Raw genomic sequence first — 15,268 nt, 5'->3', positions numbered from 1 at the left:
AAGGGGGTTTTTGATGTGAATTGGTTAAAAGGTCTATTTGCACCAAAACGTTGTTATATTTGTGGTCAAAAAGCGTCCCAACCTCAAACATATCTTGATGACCAAGGTAAAAAGGTACAAGTTTGTTATAAATGTGTTCCTTATGCAGAAAGAAGAGCACTTCGTAAGCCATAAGTAAAATTATGAAGTGGAGACCTAAGAATAGTTTTGCTCCGATTGTGCAAATTAATTATAGAAAAGAATGAATCAAACTTCGCATTGTTTATTGCGAAGTTTTTCTTTATCTATAGAGGTGATTAAATGGGCAACGCAGTATTTTGGGGAACTCTTGCCGCTTCTGCTACTTTACTAGGTGCTTGTATGTCATTATATTTTTCTATTCCAAGGCGATTGATTGGATTTATTATGGCTCTTGGGACAGGAGCACTTATTGGAGCAACAAGCTATGAATTATTAGAAGACGCACTTGAAATAAGTGGCTTTACCGAAATAGCAATTGGCTTCTTGGGTGGTGCACTTATCTTTACAATACTAGACATCTTAGTTTCCCATCGCGGTGGTCAAAGACGCAAAGAAACAAAACCGGATCAACAGCCGGAAGCATTCGGTACAGATCAATCAAGTTCGGGTTTGGGTATGTTCATTGGTACAATTATGGATACATTACCAGAATCAGCAATGATTGGCATGAGTATTGCAAATGGGGATAAGGTTAGTGCCGCATTAGTTGTTTCGATTTTTATAAGTAACATTCCAGAGGGATTATCAAGTACAGTAAGCCTGCAGAAAAGTGGGTATAGTAAAAAGAGAATTTTCATTCTCTGGCTTTTCGTTGTTGGGTTTTCTGCTATTAGTTCTGGTGCAGGGGTCTTGCTTTTAGCTGCTTCAGATAGTGTTAAAGCGATCACGAGTGCTTTCGCTGGAGGAGCGATAATTGCAATGGTAGCTTCGACAATGATGCCAGAAGCTTATAAAGAAGGAGGACCAATTGTTGGATTTATTACAACTCTAGGTATGTTTCTAGCGTTATTTTTACATCATCTTGGTTAAAGTACTTTTGACTGAATAAGAAGGTGATATTCAGCAAATAGTATGACCAGGAGGGATGAAAGTGAAAAACAAGCTAAATTATATGATAGGTAGTACATTAATTTGTTTTGTGATTTTGGCTGGTTGTGGAAATCAACAGGCAGAACAGATTGAGCGCAATCCAGCAGAAAATACGGATATGACAACAGATCAAATCAGCTTTGGTGGCGGAGATGAAACGTCTAGAGATAGTGATCGTCACTCTACACGTACACCTAAGTTTCCTATTCCAGGAAAAGAGCAAAATATCTTTACAACAGAACCAGAACAGGCAACAGACGAAGGAATACGAACTACTCCGGAAGAAACGGAACAAGATGAAGCAACCAATCAATCCTCTAGCCAATTTCAAACAGAAGTGACTAATTTAACGAACAAAGAACGTGAAAAAAATGGATTAGCAAAATTAGAAATTGATAATGCAGTGGAAAATGTGGCTCAAAAGAAATCAGAAGATATGGCAACAAATAATTATTTTTCACATACTTCACCAACTTATGGTTCGCCATTTGAAATGTTGCAACAATTTGAAGTCGATTATACAACAGCTGCTGAAAATATTGCTTCAGGTCAGAAGTCACCAGAGGAAGTTGTTACAGGTTGGATGAATAGTCCTGGCCATCGTAAGAATATATTAAATGAAAAGGTTACCCATATTGGAGTAGGATACGCAGAAAACGGATCGTATTGGACACAGTTATTTATAGGTAAATAAAGATTTTTAACAGGACCGGCAAATGCTAATCCTGTTTTTTATTTGCTAGAAGTTCAAACCGTTGGAAATTCAGCTCGCGTTTTTCCTACAAGGGTCTCGTCAATTTCATTTGATACGCTAGTTTTTGTCTATAAATATATATAGGATTATCGTACGTTTTACATTTATTTATGTTATAATACTTCGTATGCGAAATATTAGAATACGAATATTAATTTATTTAATGAGGCTGGTAAACAGATGGTAACTGAACAACATGGTACAGAGATCGCTACACTAATTCGTGAAATTAATGCAGGTTTAAATCACCGCTTGCGTAAGGTATTTAAAGATCAACCTATTACACCACCACAAATGATGATTATCTTTATGCTAGCAGAAGAAAAGCGGTTGAAAGTCAGCGAAATTAGTAAAAGAATGAGTTTAGCGAATAGCACGGTATCAAGCATTTTAGATAGATTAGAAAAAAGAGACTATATCAGTCGAAATCGAAGCAAAACTGATAAGCGCGTTGTATATGTAAAAGCAACAGAACAGATGACAGAAATATTTGATGAGCATCATAAAGCTATGACAGGCTTTTTTGCGCATTTAGTAGATGATGTCACGGACGAAGATTTTGCAACGATACTAGCAGGTCTTAATATACTTAAAAAACTGATGGAGACGAGTGAATCAAACGAGAAAGGGTGATTGAATAGTGGGTAATATTGTTGAAGTTAAAGGATTGAAAAAGCGATACAAAGATTTTGAAGCAGTTAAAGGCCTCGATTTACAAGTAGCTGAAGGTGAAATATTTGGTTTTCTTGGGCCAAATGGTGCTGGTAAAAGTACGACAATTAATATGCTATCTACTATTACTAAGCCGTCAGAAGGTGTAGCAAAAATTAATGGATTTGATAATGTAAAGGAAAAAAATAAGGTGCGAGAAAGTATTGGCCTCATTTTTCAGGAGTCAACTTTAGATGAAAAATTAACTGCAAATGAAAATTTAATGTTGCATTGTAAATTTTATAATGTACCGAAGAAATTACGAGAAGAACGTATTAAAGAAGTACTGAAAATTGTAGACTTAGAGGACAAACGTCCTAATATTGTTGAAACTTTTTCTGGTGGAATGAAACGTCGATTAGAGATTGCTAGAGGGCTACTGCATTACCCACGCGTCTTATTTCTTGATGAGCCAACAGTTGGACTTGACCCACAGACACGGAATCATATTTGGGAATACATTTTAAAACTGAAAGAAAAACAAGGGATTACCATTTTCTTAACAACGCATTACATGGATGAAGCTGAAATTTGTGATCGTGTGGCAGTCATGGATGGCGGACAATTAATAGCACTTGATACGCCAGAACAACTCAAAACTAACGTTGGTGGGGATATTATCGAAGTATCTACTGCTGATAATGGGAAAGCTAAAAGGTTAATTACAGAAACCTATCAAACTGACGTAACAGAAAGTGGTGAAGGGAAATTAAGTTTTCAAGTCGAAGATGGGAGTGCTTTTTTAGTAGAATTTGTTAGAAATTTTTCTATTCCGATTACTACAGTAAATCTGAGACGTCCAACATTAAATGATGTGTTTTTAAATTTAACTGGCAGAGAAATAAGAGAAGAATCTGTTTCACAAAAAGAATTAATGAAAAAGAATATGAGGGGGCCACGTTAGAATGGAAGGTATCTTAGCAATCTGGCAAAGGGATGTTATTAAATTCTTTAGAGATAAAGCACAATTGATCGGTTCATTTGCAATGCCTTTCATGTTTTTAATATTATTTGGTAGCGGGATGAGTGGAGCGTTGTCATCGATGCTGGAAGGAAATGCATCTGGTCCACTAGCAGACTTTGATTTCGTTGAATTCATGTTTCCTGGTATCATCGGGATGACTGTGTTTAATACTGCAATTTTTTCTTCCTTATCTGTTGTTCAAGATAAGGAGTTCGGCTATATGCGTGAAATACTTGTTTCACCAATGTCACGTGTTACGATTGCAATAGGCAAGGTGCTTGGTGGGAGTACGGTAGCTGTATTTCAAGGACTAATGATGCTGCTTTTTGTTCCGTTTATTGGTGTATCTATAACCTTATCCATGGTATTGCAACTTATACCGGTTATGTTTTTAGTGGCATTTGCAATTTCGTCAATTGGCCTATTAATTGCTAGTTCTTTAAAGACATCACAAGGATTTCAAATGGTTGTTCAAATTTTAATCTTCCCCATGCTCTTTTTATCAGGTGCATTGTTCCCTTTGAGTGGGATGCCGGGGTGGATGGATTTCATTGTTAAAATTAATCCATTAACCTATTCTGTAGATATGTTCAAAAAAATTATACTTGAACCAGAAAAAATGGAACCGGCACTTAGAGAGGCAATGGGTTTAGATTTAACAGTCTTTAACCATGTCATAACGTTCTCACAAGAAATTATTGTAGTGTCCATAATAAGTATTGTGTTTATTGTATTGGCAACCTTTAAGTTTTCAAAATCAGAGGGATAACAAAAAGGTGCAAATTTTAAAAATGTCCAGAAGTGAGAAGTCATTCATTTGAATGGCTTCTTCTTAATGTTTTCATTTACCTTTCCATCTAAAGTATTTACTCGTATAATAGTAAACTAGGGTAGAGAATAAAGAGTAGTAGATCCAAAATGGGAACTAATTCGATAGGGAGTGAGGTTTATGGCTAAAGAGGATTCACTTGTACCATTAAAGATGTTATTGTTTAGCTTTCATGGTGCAAATACAATGATCATTAGTTTTTTACCTTTATTACTTCAATATAAAGGATTAGATGGTAGACAAATTGGTTGGGTGTTAGCTGTTGGTCCGACCGTTTCTATTTTTTCCCAACCATTTTGGGGTTATATGAGTGACAAATATCAAACCGTAAAACGAATGTTATTAATCTGTTTAGTTGGTCTATTAATAAGTAGTTCTATTTTCTTTCAAATGACCACACTGCCATTATTATTAGTATTAGCGGGCGTTTTTTATTTTTTTACTGCACCAGTTGGGGCTTTAGCTGATAGTCTCTCCCAAAGACGAGCAGATGCACTTAGAATTTCATTTGGTTCAATTCGAACATGGGGTTCCATTGGGTTTGCAACATCGTCTTTATTAGTTGGAGAATTGCTGGAAGTGATCGGAATTAAATACCTTCTAGCTCCGTATTTATTTATGGGCGGATTGGCACTTTTAGTTTGTTTCAAATTAAAAGATGTTAGGGTGAAAGTTCCTCCAATTCAATTTCGGGATTTAAAAAGACTTATACAAAATTATCCATTCATTATTTTTTTAGGACTTGTTCTCTTGATTACAATTACACACCGTGCAAATGATAGTTATATTGGTATATTCATTGCACAGTTGGGTGGAAGTGAGAGCTTGATTGGTATTTCCTGGTTCGTTGGAGTAGCTAGTGAAGCGTTAGTTTTTGCTTTTGCTGCTCGTTGGTTTCGAAAATACCATCCGCTTATTTTTATTATTGGGGCTGGATTACTCTATACACTTCGTTGGTTTTTATTTGCGATAGTCGATAGCCCAGTTCTTGTAGTAGCGTTGCAATTTATGCACGGCTTGTCATTTGGTGTTTTTTACTTAGCGGCTTTTCAGTATGTAACAAGACTCATTCCACAAGCATTACAATCGACAGGACACTTATTTTTTATGGCTGTGTTTTTTGGGTTTTCTGGTATTGTTGGTTCACTTGGTGGTGGTACATTAATCGAGTCAGCAGGTGGGAATACAATGTACTTTTACATGGGTTGGATGGCTTTATTAGGAACAATCCTCATCACGATTTATCATATCCTACCTTATGGTAAAGAATAATAATAAATGGATGAAAAGTGGAGCGAAGATAAAATGCATAATAAAGAAATAACAAAGGTATGTTTGCTGGCGGGGAAATTAATGCTACAAGGTGGTGCCGAAACCTATCGTGTAGAAGATACAATGATGCGGATAGCAGTTGCTTTTGGCATCGATAATTCCCAGAGTCATGTAACACCTACAGGTATAATGTTTTCAATAAGTGAAACAGAACCGACAAATTTTGTCCGTATTGTAGAAAGATCAACAGATTTGAATAAAGTTACACTAGTTAATAGTATTTCACGAAATATCTCAAATGGTGCGCTTTCCTTAGAAGAGGCTGGTGCAGCGTTAAAAGTGATTGAGAAACAGACACACGCCTATCCAATTTACCTGCAAATAGTAGCGGCTGCTCTCGCTAGTGGTTGCTTTACGATTATGTTTAATGGACAATGGATTGATTTTATACCGGCACTTATTGTAGGAGGAACTGGTTTTTCAGCAATGATTTATTTTCATCGTGTTGTTGAGATTCGCTTTTTTGCGGAGTTTTTAGCATCCTTATTAATCGGATTCTTCTCCTACTTCTTTATCTATATGGAGTTCGGAATAGAATTAGACAAAATTATTATTGGATCTGTGATGCCAATGGTACCTGGTTTATTAATTACAAATGCGGTTCGTGATTTAATGGCAGGTCACTTGGTTTCTGGTTTATCGAAAAGTGCAGAGGCATTTTTAACGGCCTTTGCAATAGGTGCTGGTGTCGCTGTTGTCTTCTTAATCGTTTAAGAATGAAAAGAAAGAAGGGATCGCTATGATTATTGAGCAGTTAGTAACTAGTTTTATAGCGGCCGCAGCTTTTTCTGTCATTTTTAATGCACCGAAAAACAGGTTAATACAATGTGGGTTAGTGGGTATGTTAGGTTGGTTTGTTTATACAATATGTACAGTTAATGGTATTGATGCAGTCGTAGCAACTGTTGCAGCTTCTATCTTAGTTGCTGTGTTAAGTCAATTATGTGCAAAGTTTTATAAGACTCCAATCATTATATTTACAGTATCTGGAATAATACCATTGGTACCTGGTGGTTTAGCTTATGATGCCATGCGAAATTTTGTGGTGAATGATTACAATATGGCAATACAACTAGCAGCAAAGGCATTTTTAATATCTGGTGCTATTGCCATTGGTCTAGTTTTTTCGGAAATTATTAATCAAATGATTCGCAAAGCAAAATGGAAAAAAATACAGTAGGTTTGGTGATTCAGATGGGATTTTTCAGCGTGTTACTTCCTATTTTCGGTGTTTTTGGACTTGGATTTATTGGAATGAAGTTATTAAAAATGGAAGTAAAGTCCATCTCAACGATGGCAATATATATTTTATCTCCCTTTTTAGCATTTCAGACTTTTTATCAAAATCCGATCAACATCGATTATTTATATTTAAGTATATACTTGCTTGTACTTTGTGTAGCGTGTATTTCAATATGTTATCTTATTGGTTATTTTAAAAAGTGGGATAAACAAAATACTAGTGGTTTTATTTTAGCTAGTTCATTTATGAATAATGGTAATTATGGTACGCCGTTAGTTTTACTGGTCTTTGGCCAGGAAGGCTTTCATTATGCTGTTATTTTAATGGTACTACAACAGTTAATTATGTGTACGATCGGTATTTATGTTGCGGCACAAGGAAGTCAAGGGGAGCGAGAATTATCTCCTTTAAAAGAAGTCATTAAAGTGCCGATTGTATATGGATCTTTATTAGGTATGGCTTTAAATACATTACATCTGACAATCCCAGCTCAAGTTGAAACTGTAGTTGATATGGTTGCAGCTGCAGCAATTCCAATTATCATGATTGTCTTGGGAATGCAACTGGCTACCATTTCATTAAAAAAATTAGAAGTAGGGAAATTGTCAGTCGCGTTAGTCATTCGATTAGCTATTGCACCACTAATTGCATATGTTATTACACTATTTATGCCTGTAGATGATGTTGTGAAGCAAATAATGATATTGATGGCTGCAATGCCAACTGCAGCGAATACGACAATGTACGCGGTACAATTCAATGCAAAACCAGACTTTGTTTCCAGCGCTACTTTAATTAGCACCTTACTTAGTATCGTTACATTACCAATTATATTAGCTATTATATTATGAAAAAGCACGCTCAGAGGAGGTGCTTTTTTTGCTATTTACTCAATCTTCACATAGTGAAATTGGCAAATAAACTAAGAAGTCTCACAATCTAAAGCTGAAGTTGACTTCGTACTCCTATCGATTCATCCTACGAACTTTAGAGAAACTGCGACGTAACATTCTTTATATAAATTGCAATACAATAGAATTTATGCCCCGCTCCTCAAGCGAAATGGACTCCCTTTCCGCAGGCACGGCTTCAGCTAACTCGGAAGAAAGTACGCTTCCGAGTGGATCTTCAGCCCGTGGGATTGCGATTACTCATCCCATCAAAAACATTCGCTGTTCCTGCAGGAGTGTCGCCCATTTCACTTGATCCGCTAGTTTTGTCTTTACACATTTTATGAACTACAAATAAACACATTAATCATTAGTCTCTTGAAAATGTTTCGATTGATTTTGTGTCTTACGCTTAAAATTAGATCCACTAGCAAAGGAAGCAAATGCTTGACACTCCTACGGGAATAGCGCGAGCCGAAGATCCACTTAGTAAAGCGTTCTTTGCTTTACTAAGTTAGCTGAGGCCGTGCCCGTGGAAAGGGAAAGCATTTGCTGACGTAGCGAGTAAGACTAGAACTTTACGGCAGTTAATGGTAATTCCGACTTAAGGAAATGTTGTGTTGGAGCAGTAATATTAACCATTTCCGTTTTGATGCGGAAAAACAATATGTGGTGATGAAAGCGCTTGTAAAATATAATAAGTTTAAGAACAAAATAACTTACCTTTTAAAGGAGGACATAAAGATGAAAAGAATACTACTAGCATGTTCAGCAGGTATGTCTACTAGCCTCTTGGTTACAAAGATGGAGGAAGAAGCAAAAACAAGAGGAATTGAAACTGAGATTTGGGCAGTAGCACAAGATAAAGCACCAAGTGAAATGAAACGTGCGGATGTCCTTTTGATTGGACCACAAATGCGTTTTATGAAGAAGAAATTTGCAGTTACAGCTGAAGAAGTTGGAATACCGCTAGATGTTATCGATCCAATGGCATATGGCCGTGTTGATGGCAAAGCAGTTTTAGATAAAGCGTTAGAGTTAATTGGCGAGTAAGAATCAAAAATTTGTTTAAAGGTCATAAAAAAATCGAAAAATAAATTGATCTTTGAACAGAAAATTAAATAAAGGAGGAAAAATTTATGAACAGATTTATGGAGGTATTAGAAAATGTTCTTATGCCAGTTGCGGATAAACTGAATAACAACCGTTATTTAACCGCACTACGTAATGGTTTTATGGTAGCTTTACCATTAATCATTTTCGGTTCAATCTTTGTTGTAATCGCTAACTTTCCGTTTTTAGATCAGTGGATAAGTGAAGATGCATACGCAACCTATCAAGATACCTTAGGTCCCGCATCAGCAGCAACTTTAAGTATTATGGGTCTCTTTGTTATCATAGGTATAGGGTATAAGATGGTAGAGCAAAGAGGTGGAGAGTCAATTTATGGTGGAGTAGTTGCCTTAGCTGCATTCTTAATTTTGACACCACAAGTTTTAGATGAGGTTTCTGGTGTAATACCAACCTCAATTTTGGGAGCAGAAGGAATGTTCTTAGGTATTTTTACTGCGTTTTTTGCTGCAGAAATCTATCAAGCTATTGTTAAGAGAGATTGGACAATAAAAATGCCAGATGGTGTTCCTGCCGCTGTAGCTCGTTCGTTTAGTGCACTTATTCCAATAGCATTGACACTAACTGTATTTTTAGTAGTCCGAATTATTTTCAGTTATACACCATTTGAAACAGTACAAAATTTTATCTACACACTAATTCAAGAACCATTGACTGTATTAGGTAGTGGGTTACCAGCAACAATTATTGCAGTCTTATTGATTCAAGTATTTTGGTTCTTTGGTTTACATGGTCAAATTATCGTCAACTCCGTATTTGATCCAATTTGGTATGCATTGAATGACCAAAATTTACAAGCATTTCAAGCAGGTGAGGAACTTCCGAATATCGTAACAAAACAGTTTATTGATACCTTTATTGTAGGTATTGGTGGTTCTGGTATGACGCTTGCGGTAATTATAGGGATATTTATAATTGGGAAAAGTCGCCAAATGAGAGAATTAGGTAAGTTAGGTGCGCCAGCTGGTATCTTTAATGTGAATGAACCAATTATCTTTGGTTTACCAATTATTATGAATCCACTAGTTATTATTCCGTGGTTATTAGCGCCAGTAATTGTAGCGTTAGTAACATACTTTTCAATGGCAACAGGTATTGTACCAAAACCAGCCGGGGTCATTGTTCCGTGGACAACACCAGCTGTATTAAGTGGTTTCCTGGCAACTGGTAATCATATCATGGGTGCGGTACTACAACTAGTTAACATTGCAATTGTATTCGTAATTTGGTTCCCTTTCTTGAAAATAATGGATAAACAATATTACCAAAATGAAAAAGATGAAGCAGCATAAAACAAACAGATAAGTAAAAAGGATAATGCGTATTTCTTTCGTATTTATAGAGAAGGAATGCGTATTTCCTTTTCATTAGAAAATTAAAATAGGGGTGACAGTGACAATGGATAATACGATTACTGAAATTGCTTTTCAAATAATTCTTTATGCAGGAAACGGAAAGTCAAGTGCGATGGAAGGTATTCATGAAGCAAAGGATGGAAATTTTGAGGCTGCTGATAAAAAAATAGAAGAAGCAGGTGAAGAATTAGGAAAAGCACATGAGTTTCAAACGAAATTATTACAAGCAGAAGCTAGTGGAGAAGGACAATCTGTCAATGTTATCTTAGTTCATTCACAAGACCATTTAATGACAGCTATGACAGTAAGAGATCTTGCTATTGAAATTATTGAAATATATCGAAGTAAATAAGAAAGGGGGTAAGCAACCATGGCAGTAGAATATAAGTTTCCAGAAGGTTTTTGGTGGGGGAGTGCCGCATCCGCTACCCAAACAGAAGGCGCTGATAAAGAAGGTGGAAAAGGAAAAAACATTTGGGATCATTGGTATGAAATAGAACCAAATCGTTTTTTTGAAGGTGTAGGACCAGAAACAACATCTGATTTTTATCATCGATATAAAGAAGACATTCAAAATATGAAAGAGATTGGTCATAATACTTTCCGTATGTCTATTTCATGGGCACGCTTAATCCCAGGTGGTGAAGGTCACGTCAATCAAGAAGCGGTAAACTTTTATAATAACGTCATTGATGAATTTCTTGCTAATGATATCGAACCTTTTGTTAATTTATTTCATTTTGACATGCCACTTGAGTTACAGGAAAAAGGTGGATGGGAAAACCGTGAAGTTGTTGATGCATTTGTAGAATATGCACGCCAAAGTTTTGCTCTGTTTGGAGATCGTGTGAAAAAATGGTTTACATTCAATGAACCAATTGTTCCTGTTGAAGGTGGCTATTTATATGACTTTCATTATCCGAATATTGTAGATGCAAAAAAAGCTGTACAAGTTGCCTACAATACGATGATTGCACATGCAAAAGCAGTAAAGGTTTATCATGCATCACATGATGGGAAAATTGGAATTATTTTAAATTTAACACCATCATACCCACGTAGCCAGAACCCTGCAGATTTAAAAGCTTCGCATGTTTGTGATTTGTTTTTTAATCGTAGTTTTTTAGATCCAGCTGTTAAAGGTGAGTTTCCAGCTGATTTAATTTCATTATTAGAAGAGCATGGACAATTGCCTAATACACAAGCTGGCGATAAAACATTATTAAAAGAGAATATTGTTGATATTCTTGGTGTGAATTATTACCAACCGCGTCGTGTGAAAGCGAAGGAAACTTTGCCGAATCCATATAGTCCATTTATGCCTGATTGGTTTTTTGATAATTATGAAATGCCTGGTCGTAAAATGAACCCATATCGTGGATGGGAAATTTACGAAAAAGGTGTTTATGATATTATGGTTAATTTAAAAGATAATTACGGAAATATTGAGTCATTTATATCTGAAAATGGTATGGGTGTTCAAAATGAAGAACGTTTTTTAAAAAATGGCAGAATCGAAGATGATTATCGTATTGATTTTATTAAAGGACATCTTAAATGGGTTCATAAAGCTATTGAAGAAGGTTGTAATGCAAAAGGATACCATTTGTGGACATTCATGGACAACTGGTCTTGGATGAACGCATATAAAAATCGTTACGGCTTTTTCTCAGTTGATATAGAAACAAAAGAACGAACAGCGAAGAAAAGTGCTACATGGTTTGCTGAAGCTTCCAAAAATAACGGTTTTAATGGATAAATAAAAGCGTAGCAAGTGTTATTTGCTACGCTTTTCTAACTAACTATCAATTATAATAGATAGAGTTAGGTAAAGGGATAGGAAGTATAAAGGGGATGATAGATTGCACTCCCGGATTATTCAAATTTTGCGTGAATTAATGGCTTCAGAAGAAGCAGTTACGAGTGAGTATCTTGCTAATATTATTAATGTTACTTCTCGTACAGTACGTGATGATATAAAAGCACTTGGTCGCTTGTTGGAGTCTAATGGTGCGAAAATTCATTCGATTCGTGGAACGGGATATCAGTTGGATATAGAAGACGATCAACGTTTTCGGTCATACTTACAGCAATTCTTAGATGAAGAAAAAGGTGAAGATGCTGTTGTACCGGATTCACCTGATGAAAGGATAAAGTATTTAATCAGACGTTTTTTATTAGCGGAAGGTTATTTAAAACTAGATGAACTCTGTGATGAAATGCATATTAGTAAATCAACGATTCAAAATGATGTGCGCCAAGTCAAAAAGGTACTAGAAAATTATTCGATACATTTAGATAAACGACCGAATTATGGTATGAAGGTGATTGGTAGTGAGGTAAAGTTACGTTTTGCGATGTCAGAGTATGTATTTGATAGAAGTGCAAGCGTTGCGAAATCCATATGGCAAGATCAGTTGTCTTCCATCACAAATCAAGAAAATCTTGATGCTATTTGGTCCATTATTATAAATCAAATTAAAGAAAATGGTATTACATTATCTGACATTGCAATAAACAATTTATTTATTCATATTGCAATAGCATATAAGCGTATTAAGAGTGGACATCATGTCTCACTATTTAAGAAAGAGCTAAATGAAATTATTGATCAAAAAGAGTACGAAGTTGCTAAAAAAATTGTTTTGAAAACGGAAGGAATTTTGAGTGTTACTTTTCCACAAGAAGAAATCGCCTATATTGCCATTCATTTATTAGGTACTAAGATGGTCAGTCAAACAAACATGAGTGAGCAAGAGATAGGTCTAGTGATGGAAGATAATATTTACCGAATGACAATGCTTGCTTTAAATTCAATTGAATCCAAACTTCACTTAGGTATTCGGCATGATCGAGAATTGATCATTGGTCTTGGTTTACATTTGAAGCCTGCAATTAATCGTTATAAGTATGGAATGAATGTCCGAAATCCAATGATTGATGATATTAAGACAAACTATCCGTTAGCATTTGAAGCAGGAATTGTTGCAGGCATGGTATTAGAAGAAGAAATGGCAGTTACCATTGATGAGAACGAAATTGGTTACATTGCCTTGCATATCGGGGCGGCCATAGAGCGAAGTAAATTACAAACTGGACCGAAACGCTGTATAATCGTTTGCGCTTCTGGTTTAGGCAGCGCACAGTTACTGAAATACAAATTAAAATCAAAGTTTGGTTCCAAGTTAGATGTTATTGGAACTACCGAGTTTTACAAATTACAACAGATACCATTTGAAGAAATCGATTTTATTGTAAGTTCCGTACCGATTACAGAGAAAGTCTCAGTGCCAGTAATAGAAGTAAACACAATATTAAGTGATAAAGATTTAGACAAAATAGAGACCTTTGTAATTGATAATACAAGTAGTGTGTTTGAGTATATTAAACAAGATTTATTATTCTTACACCAGTCGTTTCAGACGAAAGATGAGGTACTTCATTTTTTAGTAGATAAATTAGAAGAAAAGAAATTAATACCTGCTAATTATCTTAATCTTGTCTATGAACGTGAAAAAGTCGCTCCAACAGCATATGGAAATTTAGTAGCAATTCCGCATCCTGTCACGGCTCAAACGAATAGTACATTTCTTACTATCTGTACATTAGAAAAGCCAATTGATTGGGCGGAAAAACGCGTACAATTTATCTGCTTATTAAATGTAGAAAAGGACAGCCAAAAGGATTTGCAGAACATGTATGAAATGCTTGGGAAAATGGTAGACAATTCACATTTAATTCAACAGTTAATTAAGTGTGAAAACTATCAAGAATTTATAAGAACGCTAATTAAATAACTTACGTTTGGATAGGCAGTCATAAAAAACTGCCTATCTTTTTTATTTTCGGTGTGAAAATTCAATAGTTGATTGAAAGAAGTGTTAATCATTAGGTACACACTAAAATTTAAAGTAATGATACAATAAGTAAAAATGTATAGGAGGGAATTGAACGATGAAATTTGTAACGTATCAAGTAAAAAATACACTAGCACCTTTTAGAACTGGATTTGTCCAAGGAGATTATATTATTGATTTGCAGCGGGCTTACTTAAAAATGTTGGTACATACGGAACAAATAGATAAAGCTTATATAGCTGAAACGTTATTACCTTCTGATCCATCTGAATTTTTTAAACTAGGAAAATTAGCGTTTGATCGTGCCAAGGATGCTGTTACTTTTGTTATAGACCAAAAAATAGCTGTTGAGAATTTTTCAAAAGAACAAGTTGTAATAGGTTCTCCTGTTCAAACTCCATCTAAAATCATTTGTATTGGAACAAATTATAGAGATCATGTCGTCGAAATGAAAAGTAATATACCAGACTATCCAGTTTTATTTGCCAAGTTTGCCAATGCGTTAATTGGACCTGAAGATGCAATTGAAAAATCACCCGCAACAGAACAGCTTGACTATGAAGTAGAGTTGGCTGTGGTGATAGGAAAAGAAGCAAAAGAAGTTGAAGAGAGTAATGCGCTCGACTATGTCGCCGGTTATACGATTGGTAACGATATTTCTGCGCGTGACTTGCAAAAGCGCACACCTCAATGGCTACAAGGAAAATCATTAGACCGAAGCACACCAATTGGACCGTGGCTTGTCACAACGGATGAATTGATAGATCCGTCTTGCCTTTCCATCACATCCCGAGTTAACGGAGAGGTTCGTCAAGCCTCCAACACGAAGGAGCTTATCTTTAGTGTTCCATATCTCATTTCGTTTATTTCAAAATTAATTACATTGTCGCCAGGAGATATTATTTTAACAGGCACACCAGATGGTGTTGGTTTTGCCCAAAATCCACCACAATTTCTACAACCGAATGATGTGGTTACATTAGAAATTGAAGGAATAGGTATACTCGAAAACAAAGTTATTAATAAGATGTAGTATAAAGTGCTAGGCAATGAACACCTAAAATACAAACGACATACACTATAAGTGGTATG

Annotated in this window: 16 protein-coding genes; all 16 read left to right on the top strand. The window is 35.6% G+C overall.

Annotated features, from left to right (window positions below; translation table 11 throughout):
* Positions 1-15: 15 nt before the first annotated feature.
* Positions 16-174 carry a hypothetical protein gene (locus DM447_RS18445; RefSeq protein ID WP_198663124.1) on the top strand — a complete coding sequence of 53 codons (159 nt, stop codon included), beginning with the start codon at positions 16-18 and terminating at the stop codon, positions 172-174.
* A 126-nt stretch (positions 175-300) separates the two neighbouring features.
* Positions 301-1,050 (top strand): ZIP family metal transporter, encoded by a 750-nt coding sequence (locus DM447_RS16970; protein WP_112182367.1) that lies wholly within the window; start codon positions 301-303, stop codon positions 1,048-1,050.
* 61 nt (positions 1,051-1,111) lie between these two features.
* Positions 1,112-1,804: a CAP domain-containing protein gene (locus DM447_RS16965; RefSeq protein ID WP_232824069.1), complete on the top strand. Its 693-nt coding sequence runs from the start codon at positions 1,112-1,114 to the stop codon at positions 1,802-1,804.
* 240 nt (positions 1,805-2,044) lie between these two features.
* Positions 2,045-2,497, top strand: a complete 453-nt coding sequence (locus tag DM447_RS16960) for a MarR family winged helix-turn-helix transcriptional regulator (RefSeq protein WP_112182365.1) — start codon at positions 2,045-2,047, stop codon at positions 2,495-2,497.
* A gap of 7 nt (positions 2,498-2,504) precedes the next feature.
* On the top strand, positions 2,505-3,479 hold the full coding sequence (locus DM447_RS16955) for an ATP-binding cassette domain-containing protein (RefSeq protein WP_112182364.1): 975 nt from the start codon (positions 2,505-2,507) through the stop codon (positions 3,477-3,479).
* Between the two features lies 1 nt (position 3,480).
* The gene (locus DM447_RS16950; protein WP_112182363.1) at positions 3,481-4,308 is read left to right on the top strand and encodes an ABC transporter permease; all 828 of its coding nucleotides are present in this window, start codon (positions 3,481-3,483) and stop codon (positions 4,306-4,308) included.
* Between the two features lie 180 nt (positions 4,309-4,488).
* Entirely contained in the window at positions 4,489-5,640 is a 1,152-nt protein-coding gene (locus DM447_RS16945; protein WP_112182362.1) for an MFS transporter, read from the top strand.
* 33 nt (positions 5,641-5,673) lie between these two features.
* A complete protein-coding gene (locus tag DM447_RS16940) occupies positions 5,674-6,414 on the top strand; it encodes a threonine/serine exporter family protein (RefSeq protein WP_198663123.1) in 741 nt (246 codons plus the stop codon).
* 25 nt (positions 6,415-6,439) lie between these two features.
* Entirely contained in the window at positions 6,440-6,880 is a 441-nt protein-coding gene (locus DM447_RS16935) for a threonine/serine exporter family protein (protein ID WP_112182360.1), read from the top strand.
* Positions 6,881-6,894: 14 nt separating this feature from the next.
* The gene (locus DM447_RS16930) at positions 6,895-7,794 is read left to right on the top strand and encodes an AEC family transporter (protein WP_112182782.1); all 900 of its coding nucleotides are present in this window, start codon (positions 6,895-6,897) and stop codon (positions 7,792-7,794) included.
* 783 nt (positions 7,795-8,577) lie between these two features.
* A complete protein-coding gene (locus DM447_RS16925) occupies positions 8,578-8,886 on the top strand; it encodes a PTS sugar transporter subunit IIB (protein ID WP_112182359.1) in 309 nt (102 codons plus the stop codon).
* Positions 8,887-8,972: 86 nt separating this feature from the next.
* Positions 8,973-10,256: a PTS cellobiose transporter subunit IIC gene (gene celB / locus DM447_RS16920; protein WP_112182358.1), complete on the top strand. Its 1,284-nt coding sequence runs from the start codon at positions 8,973-8,975 to the stop codon at positions 10,254-10,256.
* A gap of 106 nt (positions 10,257-10,362) precedes the next feature.
* Entirely contained in the window at positions 10,363-10,671 is a 309-nt protein-coding gene (locus DM447_RS16915) for a PTS sugar transporter subunit IIA (RefSeq protein WP_112182357.1), read from the top strand.
* 18 nt (positions 10,672-10,689) lie between these two features.
* The gene (locus DM447_RS16910) at positions 10,690-12,078 is read left to right on the top strand and encodes a glycoside hydrolase family 1 protein (protein WP_112182356.1); all 1,389 of its coding nucleotides are present in this window, start codon (positions 10,690-10,692) and stop codon (positions 12,076-12,078) included.
* Positions 12,079-12,181: 103 nt separating this feature from the next.
* Positions 12,182-14,116 (top strand): BglG family transcription antiterminator, encoded by a 1,935-nt coding sequence (locus DM447_RS16905; protein WP_112182355.1) that lies wholly within the window; start codon positions 12,182-12,184, stop codon positions 14,114-14,116.
* 157 nt (positions 14,117-14,273) lie between these two features.
* Positions 14,274-15,209, top strand: a complete 936-nt coding sequence (locus DM447_RS16900) for a fumarylacetoacetate hydrolase family protein (protein ID WP_112182354.1) — start codon at positions 14,274-14,276, stop codon at positions 15,207-15,209.
* Positions 15,210-15,268 lie beyond the last annotated feature (59 nt).

It is taken from the genome of Paraliobacillus zengyii, assembly GCF_003268595.1.
GTDB lineage: Bacteria > Bacillota > Bacilli > Bacillales > Amphibacillaceae > Paraliobacillus_A > Paraliobacillus_A zengyii.
Note: the sequence above shows the minus strand (reverse complement) of the source record. Positions and strands in the feature narration are given on the sequence as shown.

What these genes read in the sequence shown, in the direction of transcription:
- DM447_RS16970 (WP_112182367.1), top strand. Translation starts at nt 301, where the DNA reads ATGGGCAACGCAGTATTTTGGGGAACTCTTGCCGCTTCTGCTACTTTA.
- DM447_RS16960 (WP_112182365.1), top strand. Translation starts at nt 2,045, where the DNA reads ATGGTAACTGAACAACATGGTACAGAGATCGCTACACTAATTCGTGAA.
- DM447_RS16950 (WP_112182363.1), top strand. Translation starts at nt 3,481, where the DNA reads ATGGAAGGTATCTTAGCAATCTGGCAAAGGGATGTTATTAAATTCTTT.
- DM447_RS16945 (WP_112182362.1), top strand. Translation starts at nt 4,489, where the DNA reads ATGGCTAAAGAGGATTCACTTGTACCATTAAAGATGTTATTGTTTAGC.
- DM447_RS16940 (WP_198663123.1), top strand. Translation starts at nt 5,674, where the DNA reads ATGCATAATAAAGAAATAACAAAGGTATGTTTGCTGGCGGGGAAATTA.
- DM447_RS16935 (WP_112182360.1), top strand. Translation starts at nt 6,440, where the DNA reads ATGATTATTGAGCAGTTAGTAACTAGTTTTATAGCGGCCGCAGCTTTT.
- DM447_RS16930 (WP_112182782.1), top strand. Translation starts at nt 6,895, where the DNA reads ATGGGATTTTTCAGCGTGTTACTTCCTATTTTCGGTGTTTTTGGACTT.
- DM447_RS16925 (WP_112182359.1), top strand. Translation starts at nt 8,578, where the DNA reads ATGAAAAGAATACTACTAGCATGTTCAGCAGGTATGTCTACTAGCCTC.
- celB (WP_112182358.1), top strand. Translation starts at nt 8,973, where the DNA reads ATGAACAGATTTATGGAGGTATTAGAAAATGTTCTTATGCCAGTTGCG.
- DM447_RS16915 (WP_112182357.1), top strand. Translation starts at nt 10,363, where the DNA reads ATGGATAATACGATTACTGAAATTGCTTTTCAAATAATTCTTTATGCA.
- DM447_RS16910 (WP_112182356.1), top strand. Translation starts at nt 10,690, where the DNA reads ATGGCAGTAGAATATAAGTTTCCAGAAGGTTTTTGGTGGGGGAGTGCC.
- DM447_RS16900 (WP_112182354.1), top strand. Translation starts at nt 14,274, where the DNA reads ATGAAATTTGTAACGTATCAAGTAAAAAATACACTAGCACCTTTTAGA.